Origin of the sequence: Leifsonia sp. NPDC058248 (genome assembly GCF_042881905.1) — a bacterium.
GTDB lineage: Bacteria > Actinomycetota > Actinomycetes > Actinomycetales > Microbacteriaceae > Leifsonia.
Genome location: NZ_JBHVXB010000002.1, coordinates 38,431 through 52,787, shown reverse-complemented (window position 1 = coordinate 52,787; position 14,357 = coordinate 38,431). Strand labels below are relative to the sequence as shown.

Sequence of the window (14,357 nt, the reverse complement as noted above, 5' to 3'; positions counted from 1 at the left end):
GCACATCCTATGCAGCCGAGGTTGCGCCCGACCGGCGTGTTACGGAACGGCGGGTGACATGCTCCGGCACCCTCGCGTCCTAGGCTGGGGAAATGGCAGAATCTTCGAATCCGTTCTTCGCTCCGAGCACTCTCCCCTACCAGTTGCCGCCGTTCGCAGACATCCGCGACGAGCATTACCGCCCCGCCTTCGCTCAGGGTTTCGAGGAGCAGCTGGCCGAGATCCGAGCCATCACCGCCGACTCCGACGCGCCGACGTTCGAGAACACGATGATCCCGCTCGAGACCTCCGGGCAGACGCTCCTCCGCGTCGCCGAGGTGTTCTTCAACAAGAGCTCCTCCGACAGCAGCGACTTCACCAATGCGCTCGAAGAGGAGATCGCGCCTCTGCTCGCGGCGCACCAGGACGCCATTCGTCTCGACCCGCGGCTCTACTCACGGATCAAGACCCTGCATGACCAGCTCGGCAGTCTCGACCTCGACGCGGAGTCGCGCTATCTGGTCGAGCGATACCACGCCGAGTTCACCCTCGCCGGCGCGGGTCTCAGCGACGAGGACAAGGAGACGCTCAAGGACTACAACCAGCGCCTCTCCACTCTGACCACCCGGTTCGAGAAGAACCTTCTCGCCGACACCAACGAACTCGCAGTGGTCTTCGACGACGCGTCCGAGCTCGAGGGCCTCGGTGAGGGCGAGATCTCTGCGGCGGCCGAGGCGGCGAAGGAGCGCGGGCTCGACGGGAAGTTCGTCGTCACCCTCGTGCTGCCCACCGGTCACCCCTATCTGGCCGCCCTCACCGAACGTGACGTGCGCGAGCGACTGATGACCGCATCCCGCGCCCGGGGCATCCACGGCGGAGACAACGACAACCGCCAGCTCGTGCTGGACATCACGCGGTTGCGGGCCGAGCGGGCACGGCTCCTCGGCTTCGACACCCACGCTGCCTACGTGACCGCCGATCAGACCGCGAAGAACCCGCAGGCGGTCGCCGACATGCTGGGCCGCCTCGCGACCCCGGCCGCGCGCAACGCCCGCGCCGAACAGGCCGACCTGCAGGAGCAGATCGGCGACGCGTTCGAACTGGCGGCGTGGGACTGGGCGTATTACACCGAGAAGGTCCGTCAAGCGACGTACGACGTCGACGTCGCGGCGATGCGTCCGTACTTCGAGGCCGAGCGCGTCCTGCGCGACGGCGTCTTCTACGCCGCGACCCGCCTCTACGGGATCACGTTCACCGAGCGTCCCGACCTGGACGCGTACCACCCCGAGGCCCGCGTCTTCGAGGTGCACAACGAGGACGGCTCGCCCCTGGGGCTCTACATCCTCGACCTCTACACCCGCGACTCGAAGCGCGGCGGCGCGTGGATGAACCCCCTCATCTCGCAGTCGGAGCTGCTCGGCAACCCGACAGTCGTCGTCAACAACCTCAACGTGCCGAAGCCTGCCGCCGGTGAGCCGACACTGCTCAGCTACGACGAGACCAACACGCTCTTCCACGAGTTCGGGCACGCCCTGCACGGCCTGTTCGCCCGGGTCACCTACCCGAAGTTCGCCGGCACCAACGTCTTCCGCGACTTCGTCGAGTTCCCCAGCCAGGTCAATGAGATGTGGATGCTCTGGCCCGAGATCCTCGCGAACTATGCCGTGCACTATCAGACGGGCGAAAGGATGCCCCAGGAGCTCGTCGACAAGCTGCACGCGTCGGAGGCCTTCAACGAGGGCTTCCACACGAGCGAGTACCTTGCCGCCGCGCTGCTCGACCAGGCCTGGCACGCGCTCACCGCCGGTGAGACCGTCACCGACGTCGCAGCGTTCGAGGCGGACGCCCTTCAGGCGGTCGGGCTCGACAACCCCGCTGTCCCGACCCGGTACGCCAGCACGTATTTCGCCCACACCTTCTCGGGCGGCTACGACGCCGGCTACTACTCCTACATCTGGAGCGAGGTGCTCGACGCCGACACTGTCGAATGGTTCAAGGAGAACGGCGGCCTGCTGCGCGAGAACGGCGACCGTTTCCGCCTGCGCCTCCTCGGCGTCGGTGGTTCGAAGGACCCGCTGGAGGCGTACCGCGATTTCCGGGGCCGGGATGCGGTGATCGAGCCGCTTCTGAAGCGTCGCGGCCTCGACAGCTGATTCCGGTGCTGGACCCCTGCCCGCGCTTGGCCCTACGCTGAGGCCAACGCGGGGAGGGTTCACGATGGCTTCGGCGACGGACGACACCGGCACACCGACGATCCGGACGCTCGTGCGACTGTCGATCCCGGCGGTGATCGTCGGCGTGGTGTCCGCCCTGGTCCTCTGGGGCCTGGACGAGCTCGCCGGCGTCCTCGAGGACGGCATCTGGAAAGCCCTCCCGGGCGCGATCGGCGTCGACCCCTCGTCGGGCTGGTGGATCTTCGCCGTGCTGAGCGTGACGGGCTTCGCGGTCGGTCTCTCCGTGTGGCTGGTTCCCGGCCACGCCGGACCCGACTCCGCGACTACGGAGCTCATCGGCACCCCGCTCCGGCTCGCCGTGATCCCGTCGCTGCTCCTGGTCACCGTGCTCGCACTGGCCGGCGGGGTGAGCCTCGGGCCGGAGAACCCGATCATCGCCATCAACACGGGTCTCCTGGTCGCCCTTGTCGCCCGCCTCTGGCCGAAAGTGCCCTCGAACCTGATCGTGCTGATCACCGCTGCCGGGACGATCGGGGCGCTCTTCGGCACGCCGGTCGCAGCCGCCCTCGTGTTCACCGGCGTCGTTGCCGCTCTCAAGACCGGCGGGGCTCTGTGGGATCGCCTCTTCCTCCCGCTGGTGTCCGCGGCGGCCGGCGCGCTGACGATGACGTTGCTCGCGCATCCGTCGTTCACGATCCCGATGCCCGCCTACACCTCGCCGCAAGCCGTCGATGTGGTGTCCGCCATCGTCATCGGGGTCGTCGCGACGCTGCTCGGGCTGGCCGGCGTCTACGCCTTCCCGTTCGTCCACCGCGCCTTCCACAGTCTCGGGCATCCGCTGATCTACATCACCCTCGGCGGAATCGTGCTGGGCGTCCTCGGCGCCCTCGGCGGCCCGATCACGCTGTTCAAGGGGTTGGAGCAGATGGGCGAGCTCGTGCAGTCGCGTGCCGACTACACCGCGTGGCAGCTGGTCGGCATCGTCGGCGTGAAGCTGGTCGCCCTGGTGGTGGCCGCGTCGGCGGGGTTCCGTGGCGGCCGCATCTTTCCGGCCGTGTTCATCGGAGCGGCCGTGGGGGTGCTCGCGAACGCGCTCGTGCCGTCGATACCGCTGGCCGTCGCGGTCGGCGCGGGCGTGCTCGGCCTCACCCTGGCCATCGCGCGCGACGGCTGGATCGCGTTGTTCATCGCCGCGGCCGTCACAGGCTCTGCGGCGGTCATCCCTCTGCTCATCCTGGTGATCCTGCCGACCTGGCTGATGGTGTCGCGCGCCCCGCTGATGCTCATCACTGCTCCCGCGCCGGAGGCCGGACCACCGGCCGTTCCCGCGCAGAAAGCAGCGCCCGACAGCTGATCGCTGTCGAGCGCTGCTCGGACGTCGGGCTCTGGGCCCTACGCCGACTTCTCTTCGCGGCGTGGACGATGAGGCACGATCGTCGGCGCGGCGTTCTCGAGCACGGCCTCGCGCGTCACGACGACGCGGGCGACCTCGGAGCTCGATGGCACTTCGAACATGATCGGGCCGAGCACTTCTTCCATGATCGCCCGGAGGCCACGGGCGCCTGTCTTGCGCAGCACCGCGAGGTCGGCGATGGCCTCGAGCGCCGGCGGCTCGAAGTCGAGTTGCACGCCGTCGAGCTCGAACATGCGCTGGTACTGCCGCACGAGCGCGTTCTTCGGCTCGGTCAGGATCTGCATGAGCGCCACCTGGTCGAGCTGCGTGACGGTCGTGACGACAGGCAGGCGGCCGATGAACTCGGGGATCAGACCGAACTTGTGCAGGTCTTCCGGCAGCACCTCGCTGAACAGGTTGACGTCGTCGCCCTTGCTGTGGAGCGGGGCGCCGAAGCCGATGCCCTTCTTGCCCGCACGCTGGGAGATGATGTCTTCGAGCCCGGCGAACGCGCCGGCCACGATGAACAGCACGTTGGTCGTGTCGATCTGGATGAACTCCTGGTGCGGATGCTTGCGGCCGCCCTGCGGAGGAACCGAGGCGACCGTGCCTTCCAGGATCTTCAGCAGTGCCTGCTGCACGCCCTCACCCGACACATCGCGCGTGATCGACGGGTTCTCGGCCTTGCGGGCGATCTTGTCGACCTCGTCGATGTAGATGATGCCCGTCTCAGCGCGCTTGACGTCGTAGTCGGCGGCCTGGATGAGCTTGAGAAGTATGTTCTCGACGTCTTCTCCGACGTAGCCCGCCTCGGTGAGCGCGGTGGCGTCGGCGACGGCGAACGGCACGTTCAGCCGCTTGGCGAGCGTCTGCGCGAGATACGTCTTGCCACAGCCCGTCGGGCCGATCAGCAGGATGTTGCTCTTGGCGATCTCGACGTCGTCCATGGCGTCGGCCGCGGTGATCGTCGCACGGGCGCGAACCCGCTTGTAGTGGTTGTACACGGCGACGGCGAGTGCACGCTTGGCCGCTTCCTGCCCGATGACGTACTCCTCGAGGAAGCCGAAGATCTCCTTCGGCTTGGGGAGGTCGAACTCACTCGACGTCTCCTCGCCCGCTTCCGCGAGGCGCTCCTCGATGATCTCGTTGCACAACTCGACGCATTCGTCGCAGATGTACACGCCCGGACCGGCGATGAGTTGCTGAACCTGCTTCTGGCTTTTGCCACAGAAGGAACATTTGAGCAGATCGGCGCTTTCCCCGATACGAGCCATCCGTCACCCTCCTCCTTCGGGTATCTTCTGATGAGCCTAACCTGTGCGAGCGACAAAGATGCGCACCCGTGCCGCAAATGCTTTTACGGCGCGTTCGCCGTGAGCGATGCGCCTCACAGGAGGTGTCGCAGGTACCGTTGCGGGTCGGCGAGGTAGAGCCGCCAGTGCTGCACGATCTCCAGGTCCTCCCACGTGCTCTCCCGGATGCCCCACTCCCCCGTCTCGAGCAGCCGTGCGCCCGGCAGCGAGGCGAGGATGGGCGAATGCGTCGCGCAGAGCACCTGCGTGCCGCGTCTCACCATCTCGTCGAGGTTGGCCAGCCAGCGCAAGGTCGACTCGAACGACAGCGCAGCCTCGGGCTCGTCGAGCACGACGAGGCCGGCGACGAACTGCGGATGGTTCAGCTTGGTCTCGAGCAGCTCGTTGAACGACTCGCCGTGACTGAGGGAGTGCAGCACGGCATCCGGACCGCCCAGCTCTTCGAGATAGGTGTAGTAGCCGTGCATCGTCTCCGCACGCAGGAAGAAGCCCCAGCGCGCCGCCGACGGGCTCCGTTCGACGCGCAGCCATTCGCCCAGCGGCGACTCCGAGGGGCGCGTGATGTGCGAGCCCTGGTTGCTGCCGCCCTCCGGGGGCAGTCCGTATGCGGTCGCGATGCCTTCGACCAGCGTGGATTTGCCGCTGCCGTTCTCGCCGACGAGGAAGGTCACCCCGCTGCCCAGCTCCAGCCCCTCGCGCATCACCTGCGCCACCGCAGGGATCGTGCCGGGCCAGACCTCCGGATCCCACGGCGCGTCCTGATAGGCGACGACACGGCGAACGGGGCGGTCGTCAGCTAGACGATCGCCCCGTTCGGTCATGCCGGTGACTCTACTTGACGAGAGCCGGAAGCGTCTTTCGGCTGGTCAGCACCTGGTCGATCAGTCCGTATTCGAGGGCCTCGGCCGCCGACAGGATCTTGTCGCGGTCGATGTCCTTGTTCACCTGCTCCTGCGAGCGGTTCGAGTGGTGCGCGAGCGTCTCCTCGAGCCAGGTGCGCATGCGCATGATCTCGTTCGCCTGGATCTCGATGTCGGACGCCTGGCCCTGTCCGGCCTCGCCGACGGCGGGCTGGTGGATGAGGATACGGGCGTTCGGCAGTGCGAGCCGCTTGCCGGGGGTGCCGGCGGCGGTGAGCACGGCGGCAGCCGAGGCGGCCTGGCCGAGCACAACCGTCTGGATGTGCGGGCGGATGTACTGCATCGTGTCGTAGATCGCCGTCATCGCGGTGAACGAGCCACCGGGTGAGTTGATGTACATGACGATGTCGCGGTCGGGGTCCTGGCTTTCGAGCACGAGGAGCTGCGCCATGATGTCGTCGGCCGAAGCGTCGTCCACCTGCACGCCGAGGAAGATGATGCGGTCTTCGAAGAGCTTCGCATACGGGTCCTGGCGCTTGTAGCCGTAGGCCGTGCGCTCCTCGAAGCTCGGCAGGATGTAGCGCGCGCCCGGGGCCTGGACCCCGTTGAACGCTTGACCACCGAAGTTGGGGATGTTCATTTTCGTCTGTTTCCTTCCGTGGTCTCTACTTGACGGCGTCCGCGTCGGTTCCGCCGCCGCCGACCACGTCGGTGGCCGTCTCGCGGATGTGGTCGACGAAGCCGTACTCGAGGGCCTCCTGCGCGGTGAACCAGCGGTCGCGGTCACCGTCGGCGTTGATCTGCTCGACCGACTTGCCGGTCTGGGCGGCAGTGATCTCGGCGAGGCGCTTCTTCATGTCGAGGATGAGAGCGGCCTGAGTCTGGATGTCGCTGGCGGTTCCGCCGAAGCCACCGTGCGGCTGGTGCAGCAGCACCCGGGCGTTCGGGGTGATGTAGCGCTTGCCCTTGGTGCCGGCGGTGAGCAGCAGCTGCCCCATGGAGGCCGCCATGCCGATGCCGACGGTCACGATGTCGTTCGGGACGAACTGCATGGTGTCGTAGATCGCCATGCCCGCGGTGATCGAGCCACCGGGAGAGTTGATGTAGAGGTAGATGTCGCGCTTGGCGTCCTCGGCTGCGAGGAGCAGCAGTTTCGCGGCGATCTCGTTCGCGTTGTCATCCCGCACCTCGGAGCCGAGCCAGATGATGCGGTCCTTCAGCAGTCGGTCAAAAACACTGGGTTGCATGCCCATGTCGGCCATGTGTCGCTCCATTTCCTTGTCGCTTCGGAAACGAATCTATCGGAGCGGCCACCGCATTACCGGCCTGTTCGCCCTGGGCAGAGCGGCGAGGCGCGCTGCGAGGCGCGAGCTACGGCGCGCCGAGCTCGGACGCGTACGCCGAAACGGCCCGTCCGTACTGCGGCAGGTGTGCCGCCAGCGCCCTGAGCGCGAGCTGCAGGGCGTCTGTGTGCCGGCCTGTGTCGTGCTGAGCGAGCGCGAGGAACGCGCGGGCCGCATCCGCCAGGTCATGCTCCGGATGCTCGCGCAGCTCCGCCTCGAGCAGCGCCGCGCTCTGCTCGGCCTGACCGAGGTTGCGGAGCGTGCTCGCCAGCTGGATCACCGCCTGCGCCCGCTGCGGCTCGGGCAGGCCCACCTGGAGCGCCCGGCGGTAGAGCGGCTCGGCCTCCGCCTCCCGGCCGGCGTGGTCACGGGCCCCGGCGGCCTCGAACAGGGCGACGGCATCGGTCGCGGGTCGCTCGGCGACGAGCGCGTCGATCGCCTCGACCATTTCGTCGTTGGTGAGGTCGTCCGCGCCTGCCCAGACGGCGTCGATACGTTCCTGCCAGCTCATGGAATCCTTTTGGTTCGAAGCGAACAGCGCCGGGTACGCGAGAGGCCGGGAGCCATTCGACTCCCGGCCTCTCGGCGTGTTGCTACTTCTTCTTGGCAGCAGCCTTCTTCTTGGGCTTCGCTTCGGCGGCGGGGGCCTCCTCGGCCGCGGCCTCGGCGGCCTCTTCGGCGTCGGCCGTCTCGACGACCTCTTCGAAGACGTTCTCCGCGTCTTCCTCGTCGTCGGGCAGCGCGGTGAACTCGGTGAGGTCGACCTTGTTGCCGTTCGAGTCGGTGACCTCGGCCTTGCCGAGGATGATCGCGAGCGCCTTGTTGCGGGCGACCTCGCCGACCATCGACGGGATCTGGCCGTTCTCGCTGATGATCTTGACGAACTCGTTCGGGTCCATGCCGTACTGGGCGGCACCCTGCACGAGGTACTGGGTCAGCTCGTCCTGGCTCACCTTGACGTTCTCGGCCTGAGCGACCTCGTCGAGGAGGATCTGAGTGCGGAAGGTCTTCTCGCTCGACTCGGCGACCTCGGCACGGTGCACGTCGTCTTCGAGCCGGTTCTCCTGCTCGAGGTGACGGTGGACCTCGTCTTCGACGAGCTGGGCCGGCACCGGGATCTCGACGAGCTCGAGGAGCTTGTCGACGAGCTGGTCGCGGGCGCTGGTGCCCTGACCGAAGGTCTTGGCGCGCTCGACCTGGGTGCGAACGCTGTCCCGCAGTTCGCCGATGGTGTCGAACTCGCTGGCGATCTGCGCGAAGTCGTCGTCGGCATCCGGAAGCTCGCGCTCCTTGACGGCGAGGAGGGTGACCGTGATCTCGGCGTTCTCACCCTCGTGGTCGCCGCCCATGAGCGGCGCCTCGAACGTGGTGGTCTCGCCGGCGGTCAGGGTGTCGAGCGCTTCGTCGATGCCCTCGATGAGCTCGCCGGAGCCGATCTCGTAGGAGATGCTGCTGGCGGTGTCGACCTCGTCGCCACCGATCATCGCGACCAGGTCGATCTGGGCGAAGTCGCCCGACTTGGCGGGGCGATCGACGGTGACCAGCGTGCCGAAGCGGCTGCGCAGGTTGTCGAGCTCGGCGTCGACGTCGGCGTCGGTGACCTCGGCGGCGTCGACCGTGATCTTCACGTCGTCGTACTTCGGCAGCTTCACCTCGGGGCGGACATCCACCTCGATGGTCAGGAGCAGGTCGCCCGAGAAGTCCTTCTCATTCGGCCACTCGGTGATGTCTGCCTCGGGACGGCCCAGCGGGCGCACGTCGTTCTCGTCGACGGCCTGACGGTAGAACCCGTCGAGACCCTCGTTGACCGCGTGCTCGAGGACGGCGGCCTTGCCGACGCGCTGGTCGATGATCGCCGGCGGAACCTTGCCCTTGCGGAAGCCCGGGATGCTCACCTGCTCGGCGATGTGCTCATACGCGTGGTTGATGGACGGCTTCAGCTCCTCCGGCGTCACCGAGATGGTGAGCTTGGCGCGAGTGGGGCTCAGCTTTTCGACCGTGGTCTTCACGTTGTTGGGTTCTCCTGTAGTTGAACGATGGTCTTGTCGTACGGCACGAGGTCTGGTCGGGGCGACAGGATTCGAACCTGCGACCTCCCGCTCCCAAAGCGGGCGCTCTAGCCAAGCTGAGCTACGCCCCGGGTTCGTCGACCTCAACCCGCCAGGTCCGTTACCACGACGCGAGCGAACCCGTCGGGGGCGAAAGACCACGCACGAGTCTACTGCACGCGCGAGTACGGCGGTGTCCCGGTCAAGCCGGCGGCGAAACCTGTACTACGATGTCCAGGGTGCCCCGCTCATGGGCGGGTCCGGGGATGTAGCTCAATGGTAGAGCCTCAGTCTTCCAAACTGATTACGCGGGTTCGATTCCCGTCATCCCCTCTCTTCTGGCGTCCGATCCGCGCCCCTCACTCCCCCGGCTTCCACGCCGTGGCGGCCAGCCATCCGGGAAGGTCGAGGACATCCGGGTCGAGCCCTCGCGTGGCGGCGAAGTCGGCCTGATACGACGGCGGCTTCGCGAACCATTCGAACATGGCCGTCGCGTCGAAACTGCCGCCGAGCACCCCGATCGGCAGCGCTTCGTAGCGGGCGGGAAGGCCGAGGTGCAAGCCGAAGGCGGCTGCGATCTCGTTGCCGGCGCGCTCATCGCCGGCGATCTCGATTGCGCCACCCGTCACGTCGGCGCCCTGAAGGACGGCGGCCGCGACCAGGCCGATGTCTCGCACGGCGACCATCTGCATCGGAACCTCTTCCGGCACCACCTGCCGGACGACGACCTGCCCGTCTTCGACGCTGACGCCCCTGAGCCCGAAGTTGTCCATGAACAGTACCGGCCGAACGAACGTGGCACGCAGGTCCAGCGTCTCCAGGTGCTCTTCGACCCGGCGCTTGCTCTCGAAGTGCGGGATCCCCGTGTGGCGTTCGGCGCCGCCCACGGAGCTGTAGACGACGTGTCCGACGCCCGCCAGCGCTGCCGCATCCGCGAGCGCGATGCCCATCTCGGTCTCGCCCTCGATGCCGTGCGGGTTGGCCGGAGTGGTAATGAAGAAGAACGCGTCGGCTCCGGTGAGTGCAGGAGCAAGGGATGCGGGATCCTCGACATCCGCGTACACGACCTCCGCGCCGCGTTCGGCGAGGGCTTCCGCACGCTCCGAGCCGAGTGTGCGGACCAGCGCTCGAACGCGTGCCCCGGTGGGCAGCAGGGCGTCGATGACAGCACCGCCCTGCTTGCCGGTTGCGCCAAACACGGCGATCGTCGGTGTCTCGATTGTCGTCACGAGTGACTCCTTCGCGAACGGAGCCTACGCCTCGTCGCTGATCGGGACCTGCTCGTTCTCCGGTTCGCCCTCCTCGTACAGCGGCGGAGCCCAGAACCGGAAGTACAGGTAGACGGCCAGGCAGAGAGCGCCGAAGACGAGGAACACGGCCATCCAGAGCCAGAACGCCGTTCCCAGCACCTCCCAGTTGCCGTCCCACGAGACCACGGCCACCAGGAACGCGGTCAGTGCGAAGAGGTACACCCCCGCCCACAGGATCTTGGAGCGCTGGTAGATCCGCTCGCCCTCGAGGAAGCGGAACGGCAGCAGCACGACGACGAGCGCCACCAGACTCTCGGTCGTGACCGCGACCAGCGTCTCGGCCAGCAGCGCCGACCCGAACGACTCCTCTGTCTGGTGCTCCGTCGCCAGCAGGCTGAACGCGCCCCACGCCGCGATGCCCATCGTCAGCAGGATCGCCGTGCGGGTGAGCACGACCTTCCACGCGGACGCCTGAACCGACTTGCCGCTGGCGATCGTCAGGCCGAGGATCAAGCCGACAAGGAACCCGGGCGAGAAGTGCAGGAACCGCGACAGGATGACACCGATCACGGTCAGGATGAGCCCGAGCGGCCGGACGGAGATCGCCACGTCGACATCCCACCGACGGTGTGCGATGACCACCGTGACGGCGTTGGCGACGTAGCCGACGAAGAAGAGCGCGACGGCGCACGCGAGGAACAGGCGGAGCGAGGCGAGGGTGAAGCCGAACGACGGGTCGGCGAATCCGAACAGAAGCGCCGTGGTGACGACGATCGTCAGCACGCCCACCACCGGCTCACGGTTGAGCCACGCGGTGACCGCCTCCAGCCAGTGCGGTGGCTTCTTCGGCTTCGGCAGGCGCCGGGCGAACCGCTCGTACTGTTCGGAGAGCGTCGCGTTCAGCAGGTGCGCCGGGAGTGTCGCGAAGATGATGAGCACCAGACCGATCGCGATCGAGGCCGACACCTTCTGCGGGTGGGCCAGGATGTCCTGGATCGTGCGGATGGCGTTCGTGAGGATGTTGGGGGCGACTCCTGCGGCTCTCGGCTCAGCGGGCGCCGCCCCGGGCTCGGTCGCCGTCGGCGCCTCGCCCTCGCTCGGGGCGGGCGCCGTCTCGTGCGCGGTTCCGTGCGCGGCGACGAACGGGACGGCGGCGATGGGCACGTCGGCGAGCGGGACCGGTACCGGCGGCACGAACGGGATGCCCGCAGCGGTCGGAACGGGCACGACGTCGGGAGCCTGCGTCGGCACCGGGGGCTGCGGAGGCACCGGGACGGCATCCGGAGGGAGCACTGTCACCTGGATGCTCTTGGCGGCCGGAACGACGCCGGCTCCGCTGACCGACACGATGACGTCATGTGCGCCCGGCACCGTGTCGGCAGGGACTGAGGCATCCAGTGTGAACGAGCCGTCCGTCGCGACCGTCGTTGCACCGAGCACGACCGGCGTCGAATGCAGTTCGATCGAGATCGACAGTCCGGCCGGCAGTCCTGTGCCGCTGATCGTGAAGTGGTCGCCCAGGCGCAGATGGCTGAGGTCGACTCCGAAGATCCCGAACGACCAGCTGTTCGGGTCGATCGTGATCGGTCCAGGCGGCGCGACCGTCACCTGCGCAGGATCGGACCGCGGGGAGACTCCGCCCGGCACGTAGGTCGCACAATCGACGCCGGCCGAGCGGCCGGACGAACCATCCACCTGGACGGCGGTGAAGGAGTAGTCCCCCGGCCTCATCGTGTCGCTCGCGCAGGACCACCGGCCTTCGCCGTCGACCGTCGCCGAGCACACGCGCTCGTTATCCGCCCCCTTCACGATCACGCGATCACCGGAGACCCCTGTTCCGTCGAAGGTCACCGTGCGGTCGCCGTTGTCGACGGCGGTGAACGTCGGGGCCGCAGGGACGACGAAGAAGGCGGCCCTTCCGATTCTGAAGTACTCGTCGAAGCCGTTCAGCGCATAGTGCGGCTTGAGCTCCCAGGTTCCGGGCGCGAGCGAGCCGAAGGTGCAGACCGGCTTCGCCCAGTTCCAGGTGCACGCGCTGCTGAATGCCGCATAGCCGCCGCTCACCGAGTACAGGTCGATTCCGTTCGCGCCGCGCTGGAGGGTGCCGAAGGTCGAGACGGCACCGGGCGAGAAGGAGTAGCTGATCGCGGGCACCTGGTCATGATCGTCCTCGTCGTGGTGGTGTGGTCGCGGCTCAGGGGTCGGGGCCGGGGTGGAAGTCGAGGTGGGTTCCGGCGTAGGAGTCGGGGTCGGCGCCGGCGTGTGAGTCGAGGAGTCTTCAGACGTGGGGGTCGGGGTGGCCGCGGGTGTGGGCGCGGAGGACGGCTGACTCCCCGTCGTGTGCTCGTGGTCGGGTGTCGGCGCCGGAGCGGGAGCAGGCGCCCGGATGGCCACCGGAGCCGGAGCCGGAGGGGGTGTCGGTGACGGTTCAGGCGCCGGAGTCGGCGCCGGAGTCGGAGAGGGAGCGGGCGTCGGCGTGGGCGCGGGGGCCACAGGCGCAGGGGTGGGAGTGGGCGCCGGATGGCGTGCCCACGTATGCGATCCCGATCCGTGGCCGTCGCCGTGCGACTCCACTGCTGACGCCGGAACGGCGAGGAAGATCGCCGCACCCAGCGCGAGCGCAAGCGAGAAGAAGGCTGCCAGCACGCGGCGCACGCGGGCTCCCTTCAAACAGCGACGACTGTCGAATGGCTGAGACCGGTGATCGAGAAGACGGGAGGATCTGAAATCGCATTACAGGGTACGGATGTGCCGATGGTAGACGCCTCGGTCGCTACTCCGCTACCACAATTTGATTATTACTCATCTATAATCCCGAATCCAGCCGCGAAGGGTTGGACGTGATTCGAGGTCCGTGGCCCCTAGGACGTGGCGAGCGACTGCGCGATCCACCAGGACAGCAGGCTCAGCACGATGCCTGCGAGCGGGTAGATGAAGGCGAGTCGGCGCCGCACGAGCGCGATGATCCCGCCGATCACGCCGATAACCGTGAGCACCGGCGGGACGAAGACGCCGAGGAAGAAGCCGAGCGCGTGGGTTCCGCCGGTGGTGTCCCACAAGAACACGCCGAAGAAGAGACCTATGGCCAGACCGATCGAGCCGATGATGAGCAGCACGGTGACGACGACATCGCCGAGATGGGCGCTCTGCGGCTTCACTGGTTCGGTGGACACGGTGAAACCGTAGCGCCCGAGCCCGCGGCGCGTCCACCATCCGGCTAGCCGTCGCTCCCGGTCGGGAGCACAATGGACGCATGTCGGACCACGCGGTCCCCTCGCCCGACGATCCCGGGCAGGTTCCCCCGTCGGTGCGCGCACAGCTGCTCGCAACCGAGCACTGGAGCCTGCTCGCCTCGCGCAGCACAACGCAGGCCGAAGTGCTCACCCGGATCAGCCTCTTCCTCACCCTCACCTCGGCCGGGCTGGTCAGTCTCGCTCTCGCCGGACAGGCGATGGACTTCGACGGGATGTTCCCCGTCCTGGCGATGATCGTGCTGGCCGTCGTGCTGGGAATCGGCATCCTCACCCAGATCCGGGTGTTCAATGTCGGGTTCGAGGACCTCGCGTATGTACTCGCGATGAATCGGCTGCGAGCCGCGTACGCCGAACTCGACCCGGGCATCCGGCCCTACCTCATGACGTCCGCGTACGACGACCGTGAGGGAAGCCGGGACACGTACGTCATGTTCGGCAAGCGGTCCGGCCCCGGTCATTTCGCGGGAAGCAGCATGATGCTGATCACGACGGTCAACGCCGCCCTGGTCGGGCTGTTCGTCGCCGGAATCGTGGCGAGCTTCAGCGTCCCGTCGACCATCGCACTGATCTCCGGGCTCGTCGGCGGGGCCGCCTACCTGGTGATCGTGCTCCAGCTGACGTTCCGGCGGTTCATCCGCTCATGGAGCAGCTACGAACCGCGGTTCCCGTCACCGCCCGAGAGCACGGACCCGCACTAGCATCCGGAGCCCGCCCTGAACCCGGGCACGGGCACGGGCGCTGCA

General features: G+C 67.6%; 12 protein-coding genes and 2 tRNA genes. 4 read left to right on the top strand and 10 right to left on the bottom strand.

All coding sequences use genetic code 11. The features are described from left to right. Positions 1–92: 92 nt before the first annotated feature. A complete protein-coding gene (locus ACFVV5_RS03345; RefSeq protein WP_387238959.1) occupies positions 93–2,132 on the top strand; it encodes a M3 family metallopeptidase in 2,040 nt (679 codons plus the stop codon). Positions 2,133–2,196: 64 nt separating this feature from the next. Further along, on the top strand, positions 2,197–3,507 hold the full coding sequence (locus tag ACFVV5_RS03340; RefSeq protein WP_387238956.1) for an ion channel protein: 1,311 nt from the start codon (positions 2,197–2,199) through the stop codon (positions 3,505–3,507). A 38-nt stretch (positions 3,508–3,545) separates the two neighbouring features. Here ACFVV5_RS03340 and clpX read toward each other — a convergent pair whose 3' ends face one another. The 7 genes from clpX to ACFVV5_RS03305 form a co-directional block, all read right to left on the bottom strand. Next, positions 3,546–4,820 carry an ATP-dependent Clp protease ATP-binding subunit ClpX gene (gene clpX, locus ACFVV5_RS03335; protein ID WP_387238953.1) on the bottom strand — a complete coding sequence of 425 codons (1,275 nt, stop codon included), beginning with the start codon at positions 4,818–4,820 and terminating at the stop codon, positions 3,546–3,548. A gap of 113 nt (positions 4,821–4,933) precedes the next feature. Continuing rightward, positions 4,934–5,680: an AAA family ATPase gene (locus tag ACFVV5_RS03330; protein ID WP_387238950.1), complete on the bottom strand. Its 747-nt coding sequence runs from the start codon at positions 5,678–5,680 to the stop codon at positions 4,934–4,936. 10 nt (positions 5,681–5,690) lie between these two features. Continuing rightward, positions 5,691–6,359, bottom strand: coding sequence for an ATP-dependent Clp protease proteolytic subunit (locus ACFVV5_RS03325; protein WP_387238947.1), 669 nt, complete (start codon positions 6,357–6,359; stop codon positions 5,691–5,693). 25 nt (positions 6,360–6,384) lie between these two features. Next, on the bottom strand, positions 6,385–6,981 hold the full coding sequence (locus ACFVV5_RS03320) for an ATP-dependent Clp protease proteolytic subunit (RefSeq protein ID WP_387238944.1): 597 nt from the start codon (positions 6,979–6,981) through the stop codon (positions 6,385–6,387). Positions 6,982–7,090: 109 nt separating this feature from the next. Continuing rightward, complete coding sequence (locus ACFVV5_RS03315; protein WP_387238941.1) at positions 7,091–7,573, bottom strand: tetratricopeptide repeat protein; 483 nt, start codon at positions 7,571–7,573, stop codon at positions 7,091–7,093. An 82-nt stretch (positions 7,574–7,655) separates the two neighbouring features. Further along, positions 7,656–9,071: a trigger factor gene (gene tig, locus ACFVV5_RS03310; protein WP_387238938.1), complete on the bottom strand. Its 1,416-nt coding sequence runs from the start codon at positions 9,069–9,071 to the stop codon at positions 7,656–7,658. Between the two features lie 53 nt (positions 9,072–9,124). Then, positions 9,125–9,202: transfer RNA gene (locus ACFVV5_RS03305), tRNA-Pro, on the bottom strand. Positions 9,203–9,372: 170 nt separating this feature from the next. On the opposite strand from ACFVV5_RS03305, the gene ACFVV5_RS03300 reads away from it, so the two are divergent. Then, a tRNA-Gly gene (locus ACFVV5_RS03300) sits at positions 9,373–9,443 on the top strand. Between the two features lie 26 nt (positions 9,444–9,469). Here ACFVV5_RS03300 and ACFVV5_RS03295 read toward each other — a convergent pair. From ACFVV5_RS03295 to ACFVV5_RS03285, 3 genes are all read right to left on the bottom strand, one after another. Beyond that, positions 9,470–10,339 carry an NmrA/HSCARG family protein gene (locus ACFVV5_RS03295; RefSeq protein WP_387238935.1) on the bottom strand — a complete coding sequence of 290 codons (870 nt, stop codon included), beginning with the start codon at positions 10,337–10,339 and terminating at the stop codon, positions 9,470–9,472. A gap of 24 nt (positions 10,340–10,363) precedes the next feature. Next, positions 10,364–12,514 (bottom strand): hypothetical protein, encoded by a 2,151-nt coding sequence (locus ACFVV5_RS03290; RefSeq protein ID WP_387238932.1) that lies wholly within the window; start codon positions 12,512–12,514, stop codon positions 10,364–10,366. 707 nt (positions 12,515–13,221) lie between these two features. After that, positions 13,222–13,533, bottom strand: coding sequence for a hypothetical protein (locus tag ACFVV5_RS03285; RefSeq protein WP_387238929.1), 312 nt, complete (start codon positions 13,531–13,533; stop codon positions 13,222–13,224). 80 nt (positions 13,534–13,613) lie between these two features. On the opposite strand from ACFVV5_RS03285, the gene ACFVV5_RS03280 reads away from it, so the two are divergent. Further along, positions 13,614–14,312: a hypothetical protein gene (locus ACFVV5_RS03280; protein WP_387238927.1), complete on the top strand. Its 699-nt coding sequence runs from the start codon at positions 13,614–13,616 to the stop codon at positions 14,310–14,312. Positions 14,313–14,357: the final 45 nt, after the last annotated feature.

Excerpts from the sequence above, each read along its gene's own strand:
- ACFVV5_RS03330 (WP_387238950.1), bottom strand. The coding sequence starts at position 5,680 with ATGACCGAACGGGGCGATCGTCTAGCTGACGACCGCCCCGTTCGCCGT.
- ACFVV5_RS03340 (WP_387238956.1), top strand. The coding sequence starts at position 2,197 with ATGGCTTCGGCGACGGACGACACCGGCACACCGACGATCCGGACGCTC.
- ACFVV5_RS03345 (WP_387238959.1), top strand. The coding sequence starts at position 93 with ATGGCAGAATCTTCGAATCCGTTCTTCGCTCCGAGCACTCTCCCCTAC.
- ACFVV5_RS03325 (WP_387238947.1), bottom strand. The coding sequence starts at position 6,359 with ATGAACATCCCCAACTTCGGTGGTCAAGCGTTCAACGGGGTCCAGGCC.
- ACFVV5_RS03315 (WP_387238941.1), bottom strand. The coding sequence starts at position 7,573 with ATGAGCTGGCAGGAACGTATCGACGCCGTCTGGGCAGGCGCGGACGAC.
- ACFVV5_RS03280 (WP_387238927.1), top strand. The coding sequence starts at position 13,614 with ATGTCGGACCACGCGGTCCCCTCGCCCGACGATCCCGGGCAGGTTCCC.
- ACFVV5_RS03320 (WP_387238944.1), bottom strand. The coding sequence starts at position 6,981 with ATGGCCGACATGGGCATGCAACCCAGTGTTTTTGACCGACTGCTGAAG.
- clpX (WP_387238953.1), bottom strand. The coding sequence starts at position 4,820 with ATGGCTCGTATCGGGGAAAGCGCCGATCTGCTCAAATGTTCCTTCTGT.